The sequence below is a fragment of the Microcoleus sp. PH2017_34_RAT_O_A genome (assembly GCF_020737885.1).
Taxonomy (GTDB): Bacteria; Cyanobacteriota; Cyanobacteriia; order Cyanobacteriales; family Microcoleaceae; genus Microcoleus.
The window spans coordinates 1-6,562 of the sequence record NZ_JAEQDD010000169.1; the positions used below are offsets into that span (position 1 = coordinate 1).

The 6,562-nt window shown below is 43.4% G+C and carries 4 protein-coding genes; 3 read left to right on the forward strand and 1 reads right to left on the reverse strand.

Going from position 1 to position 6,562, the window contains the following annotated elements:
• Positions 1-135: 135 nt before the first annotated feature.
• Complete coding sequence (locus JGK11_RS31980; protein WP_293182940.1) at positions 136-918, reverse strand: AMIN domain-containing protein; 783 nt, start codon at positions 916-918, stop codon at positions 136-138.
• A gap of 387 nt (positions 919-1,305) precedes the next feature.
• Between JGK11_RS31980 and JGK11_RS31985 the strand changes: the two genes are divergently transcribed.
• The 3 genes from JGK11_RS31985 to JGK11_RS31995 all read left to right on the forward strand — a co-directional run bounded on the left by JGK11_RS31985 (position 1,306) and on the right by JGK11_RS31995 (position 5,995).
• Entirely contained in the window at positions 1,306-1,860 is a 555-nt protein-coding gene (locus JGK11_RS31985) for an NUDIX hydrolase (protein ID WP_293182942.1), read from the forward strand.
• An 830-nt stretch (positions 1,861-2,690) separates the two neighbouring features.
• Positions 2,691-3,059: a 4a-hydroxytetrahydrobiopterin dehydratase gene (locus JGK11_RS31990; protein ID WP_293182960.1), complete on the forward strand. Its 369-nt coding sequence runs from the start codon at positions 2,691-2,693 to the stop codon at positions 3,057-3,059.
• The gene (locus JGK11_RS31995; protein WP_293214387.1) at positions 3,059-5,995 is read left to right on the forward strand and encodes a CHAT domain-containing protein; all 2,937 of its coding nucleotides are present in this window, start codon (positions 3,059-3,061) and stop codon (positions 5,993-5,995) included. Before JGK11_RS31990 ends, JGK11_RS31995 begins: the two co-directional genes overlap by 1 nt.
• Positions 5,996-6,562 lie beyond the last annotated feature (567 nt).

The following is a 6,562-nucleotide window of genomic DNA, read 5'->3' on the forward strand; positions in this document are numbered from 1 at the left end:
CTTGGGGAAAAATTAGCCCTGTGCGTCACAAATACTGCAAAACTGTTCACCGCAATGATGGTTATATGTATGGGTTTTCCACTCTTGTCCGCTAAATCGATGATTAGAGGCGTACCGATCGACTCCAAGCGAGTATTAGCGAAGCGGTTGACCAAAATCGATAATCCGCTCCCAGGAAGCAGCAGGACGGCGTACAGGGGCAGAACTTACCCCCTGCCGTCTGTTAACCGGAACCCTGACCAAAGGCACATTTATCGGTCGGATTTGGTCGTTTGGAGTTGACATCCCCGAAGAGTTTTGCTCGTAAGTTATAACCTCAGCCGAGGCAGGTTGGACAGACGCTTTGGCAGGAGTTGAGTTAGAATCGGCTGACTGCGGATTAGGTGGTACTGGGATTGCAGGCGGTGTTTGGGTTTCGAGAGTTGCTTGATAGGAAGCAGGCTCGATCGAGGGACGCAACACCCAGCGATTTTCTACCCCGACTCTTTGAAATTTAATTTGTTCACCGTTGAAAGCCACTCCGGGAGCCAAATTTACCAAAATTCTCGCGTTTCCTGATGGCAGTTGAATTATCGCCACGGAACGCACATTGCCTTGCGGGTATAGTTGAGTTGCATCAACGGCGATCGGAGTATTGGGCAAATCCACAGCAATTTGAGACGGGTTGAGTAGGGAATAGGTGGGAGTTTTGCCCTCTGGGAGAGTAATTTCTAGCTGATTTGTGGCTGGATCGAACCGCCAACTCGTGACTGTAGAAGCATTGGCTGGTTGCTGTGCGATTTGGAGTGTTGCAACTGTGGTGGTTGCTGCTATGCTCAGGGCGATCGACACAGAGCCTAAAAATGAGGGTACCAGACACTTAGGTGTTAGTTTGTGTAAGTCTGTCCAAAATTTCGGTGGTAATTTTTTGTATTGCATGGCTGTGTAAAAGTTGAGATTTTAACTAGCTTTGAGGATAATTTTTTTTGGTAGAGGTGTTGCGGGCGATTTGCGATCGGGATAGGTGCGATCGGCAGTACAACTAACCGCAAGGGTAGCTTAACGCTGAAAGTTTAGCATTAATGGGTAATTGAAAAATTGGAAGTTAACACTTTCTGCCTAATCCCGAATGCCAACAGATACGCATTCATCCTTCTTTTCTTTTCCTTACCCTTCAACCAAGATTGTCCGAAGAGAGGAACGAAGCAAACAAGAGTGTCTATTTTTCATTGAATTTCCGTGTAATAATCTCCGATCAGAACAGTGTTACACCACAAGCAGCCGAAGAAAGATTAGTCGTGCGCGTTTTATGAAGAATTCAATAATATGAAAAATTTAACTAAATGGAAATTACTGCGATCGCGCTTCGTGCTTAACCACAAGTGGTGTCAAGTCAGACAAGATGAAATAGAATTGCCAAGCGGACAAATTATCGACGACTTTTTTATTAATGTCCGACCCAATATCGCCCTAATATTTGCGGTAACAGAACAGCAAGAACTTGTATGTGTGCGTCAATACAGGCATGGCGTCGGCGAAATTTTACTCGAACTCCCGGCTGGGAGTTTCAATCCTGCCGAAGAAAGTGGCAAAGCTGCTGCCGCCCGAGAACTGGCTGAAGAAACCGGATATGTTGCTGAAGAAATTTTGGAACTAGCAGTTTTATACGACAATCCCGTAAAAGACACTAATTCTATTTACTTATACCTTGGTAAAAATGTCAAGCTTGCCAGCCAAATTAAATTGGATATTACAGAAGATATTGAAGTAGTTTTAGTACCCATTTCAGAAGTTTTGTTGAAAATAACCAATCGAGAAATTTGTGTAGCTGGAAGCATCGCAGCTATTTTTTTAGGATTAGATTTTTTAAACAAACATTAGTTGGGTTTGTAGTGAGGACTTTAGTCCTTTCTTGGATGCGGACTTGCCTTTCTCACTAAGATTTTTTTTGCAATACGCTTTGAATAAGAAATTCCAAGAGATCCCCTCGCATCCCCCGATCGAAGCATGGTAGTTTTATTATGGGGAGAGAGAGATAGGTACGTAGTTGGGCTTCAGCCCTCTTTAGACGTATAGATAAAGGAGGCTCAAGCCCAACTACGTACCTTTATTTATTAATGATAAAATTAATTACACTACGATCGCTCGCCAAGCTTGTAAATTAGTAATTTCTGGCCTTTGATTGTGCAATTAATTGTGTCCGGTTACTTAAAAAACGGTTTGTAGTATTGAAGCGTTGGTTTCTGGCGATCGATCCCTTAAAGCACCAACCGCCAGAAACCAAGCGGGGAAAGATATTGAGAGTTATTGAAGATGTCTGTTAGTCATTAGTCAGCAGTCATTAGTTGCGATCGTCATTTCCGAGAGAGTATCCTAGTAAGGTGCGCCGCTATGCCATAATTGTAAATAGCCAGAATTCTTGTAGCGACGCAGCCTACTTATTCCCTCTTGCATCTTCCTTCAATCACTGACATCGATTACAAAATCCGTTGCCGAACTTCCTGATTCCCTCTTCCTTCGTCTTTTTGGCTTCTTGCATCTTCCTTCAATCACTGACATCGATTACAAAATCATTGCTAAACTTCCTGATTCCTTCTTTCCTCTTGCCTCTTCCTTCTTGCCTCTTCCTTCTTGCTTCGTCTTTCTTGCTTCTTGCTTCGTCTGATAGAATCCCGCCAACAGCCGAACAGGTTGCACCCGCTTATCGCTCAATATCCTCTAAATTCGTAGCACAAAATTATGAAAATAGCAAACTCAAACCCTTAAGCGAAAAGGAAGTTTCTCAGCGCTTGCAAAATTTGCCTAATTGGACTAGAGAAGGTAAAACTATTAAATATACGCACGAATTTAAAAATTTTGTCGAAGCTGTCAGTTTTGTAAATTGTCTGATTTCCCCCTCAGAAAAAGCTGGCCACCATCCCGATATTGCTATTGCTTACAACCGCGTCACGATAAGTCTCACAACTCACGATGCAGAGGCGCTGACACAACAAGACTTCGATCTAGCCGAGACAATCTCTAAATTAGTCAGCGACTGGATGCCCGGAAATGTTTGTTTAGTAGTGGAAGGTTCTGGATAATGATTTTACTGTACCAAATCGCCAACAATCAAGCAAAAAGTCAAGCAAAAAAGCTGTTTTTAATTTTATCATTTTGCTTATTCCTCGGGGAAACGGCTGCTTTCGGGCAATCGGTTATCCCCGCGAATGACGGCACCGGTACTACCATCGTCCCTCAAGGAAATCGAATCGATATTAGCGGTGGTCAACTATCGGGAGATGGGGTTAATCTTTTCCAGAGTTTCCAACGGTTTGGCTTGAACAAAAATCAAACAGCGAATTTTATTTCCAATCCTAACATCCAAAATATTTTAGGGCGAGTTGTTGGCGGAGAACCGTCTATAATTAATGGCTCGATCCAAGTTAGCGGTGGCAATTCCAATTTGTTTTTAATCAATCCAGCGGGTATTATTTTTGGCAGTAATTCTCAGTTAAATGTACCCGCATCCTTTACTGCTACCACTGCTAATAGCATGGGTTTTGGCAATAATTTTTTGAACGCGATCGGTTCTAACAACTATCTGAATTTAACAGGAAATCCCAGCAGTTTTGTATTTTCGGATGTGACACCTGCCAGCATTGTGAATCGCGGCAACTTGGCGGTAAAACCAGGGGAAAATATAACTTTACTCGGTGGCAGGGTTACAAATACAGGTCAAGTTACAGCACTGGGAGGTACAATTAACATCCTTTCAGTAACAAGCCCAAGTGTTGTCCGTATCAGCCAACCAGGATATTTGCTCAGTATAGAAGTCAGCAGCCAAGCATTGAATTCTCAAGGGGAAAATCCCAATACATCCAGCGAAAACTCATCTGCAACTCTTCCCGAATTGCTGACAGGTAAGGGTGAAAAAGTTAATAATGCTTCAGATGTTGCTGTTAATAGTGACGGTAGCGTTCAATTAACCAGATCTGCCTCGCAAACTCTCCCTCCTAATAATTTAAGACAAAATAACAGCGGGACAGCTCAAACATCTCCACAACCTAGTAATACCAACAATCCCAATCCGGCTGCTAATACTAATAATGGCGCCAGCGCTCCACAAACTACTAATACGAGCAATCCCAATCCGCCTGTTAATGACAATAAGGACGATATGCCTCCACAGCTTAATACCGCAAATCTCAATGTCACTCCTAATAATACTAATGTTGTGATGTCCCCACAACCGAATACGGGTAATTTAAATTATCTTCCTAATAATATTCAGGTTCCTCCCTATTTAGCCGCTCAAATTGTGAAACAGGGTAACAATCTGCAAAATGCTCTGGCACCCAATATCCAGCCAAATTTTCCTATAAATCAACAGCTTATTCCTAGAGGTTTTTCCGTGCCAATGATGAATAATATGGAGCTGTTGTCTGCGCGCCAGATTATTAATAACCTGCCGATAAATGGGAATATCGATCGCACTTCCATTTTTACCAGTAGCCAGCCAAATTTTATTATCAACCAACAGATTAATCCTAACAAAGCTCCAACACTGGCTCCCAACATTCAGGTAATTGATGCTCGCAATCTTCCCGGGAATCCCCCGATGTCCGCTGCGCCCAATATAACTCAAATGCGGGCCCGCCTCGGGCAGAATCTGCCCCCCGGCGTCCCGAATATTCCCAGTGGTGTAGCGAATCCTTCGGCAAATATGCAGGCAATTGCTAACATCAATTCCATGCTATCTTTAGATGGAAACCGAGCTGAGAAATATGCTGATTATTTTGGGAATGGCTTTACCAATCCCAATCTCGGCGCTGAAAATATCCGCGAAACTTTGCTCAAAGTTGCCTCGCAAACAGGCAAGAGATCGGCAATTATTTATATTAACTTATTTAGCGATCGAGTAGAATTATTACTGTTCTCTCCCGAAGGTTCGGCGATTAGAAAAACCGTACCGGAAGCCAATCGGGAGAGCATCATCAAACTAGCAACGGAATTCCGCGCAGAAATCTTGAATCCTGGGAATCTGAACACCACCAGCTACAAAGCATCCGCTCAAAAACTTTATAGTTTGCTGATTGCACCTTTAGAAACAGACTTGCAGGAACAAAATATCAATACGCTGTTATTTTCACTGGATACCGGTTTGCGGAGTCTCCCCTTATCTGCTCTTTATGACGGCAAACAATTCCTGGTCGAAAAATATTCTCTCAGTCTAATACCAGCTATTTCACTTACCGATACCCGCTATGTATCGCTACAAAATGCCTCTGTTTTAGCAATGGGAGCCGCTCAATTCGATCGGTTAGATCCCCTACCAGCAGTGCCAATAGAACTATCTACTATTGTAGATTTGTGGCAGGGGAAATCTTTCTTGAACGAACAATTTACCCTGAACAACCTGAAATTCCAACGCAGTAGAAATCCTTATCAAATAATTCATTTAGCAACTCACGGCGAGTTTAAACCGGGAGCAGCGAGCAACTCTTTTATTCAACTGTGGGATGGAAAACTGCAATTAGATCAACTCAGAAATTTGGGGTGGAACAATCCACCTGTGGAGTTATTGGTACTATCAGCTTGCCGCACAGCACTCGGAGATGAGACAACGGAAATGGGTTTTGCTGGCTTGGCATTTCAAGCAGGAGTTAAGTCGGCTTTAGCGAGTTTGTGGTATGTTTCTGATGAAGGTACGTTAGCATTGATGAGCGAGTTTTACCATCAATTAAAAACAGCTCCGATCAAAGCTGAAGCTCTCAGAGCAGCGCAAATTGCTATGATCCAAGGTCAAGTTCGGATCGAAAATGGAGTCTTGTGGGGCCCTTTTGTTGCAGCCAAACGGGGAGGGCAAAATAGCCAGCAAGCCATCCGAGAAATGGCAGGTAATGGCGATTCCCTACCCTACCCTTCGGGAACCCCTACGGGGAACGGGAACTCATTAGGGGAAGATAGCTTCGCTGCACAAAATCTCACTCATCCCTATTTTTGGTCTGCTTTTACAATGATTGGTAGTCCTTGGTAATCGATGTGAAATTAAATTAGATGGAGGATTGTGAAATCTTAAATCTCATATCAATTCCGTCAGCATCGGAATCATTCATCTCTCTATTCTCTGCCTCCGCGCCCTCTGCGTTCTCTGCGGTTAAATTATTCCGATACAACCGGAATTGATATGATATCAATTCCGGTTGCACCGGAATCATATAGAGGACACGGCAGTGCCGTGTCCCTACCGTGATTAATTGTAGGGACACGGCAGTGCCGTGTCCTGGCTTTGGGTAATAATTCCGATGCTACCGGATTTGATATCCAATCTCAAATCTCGAATTAAATATTGAGAAACCCGGTTTGTTCGCAAACCGGGTTTCTCAATATTAGGTCAAATTGGGCGCATTAAATGCGCGCTGCTGTTTACTGGGAAAAAGTCACAAAATCCAGAGCAGTAATAGCATTACTGGCTCCGAAAATATTAGCTACAACCTGCCCAGTAGAGGCTATTTGCAGGACACTTCCGTTCGCCGTCGAGTTAATTTGCAACTGAGCAAAACTCAAGCCGCCAGCTAAAGCAAACTTGTCGATTCCTACTTCA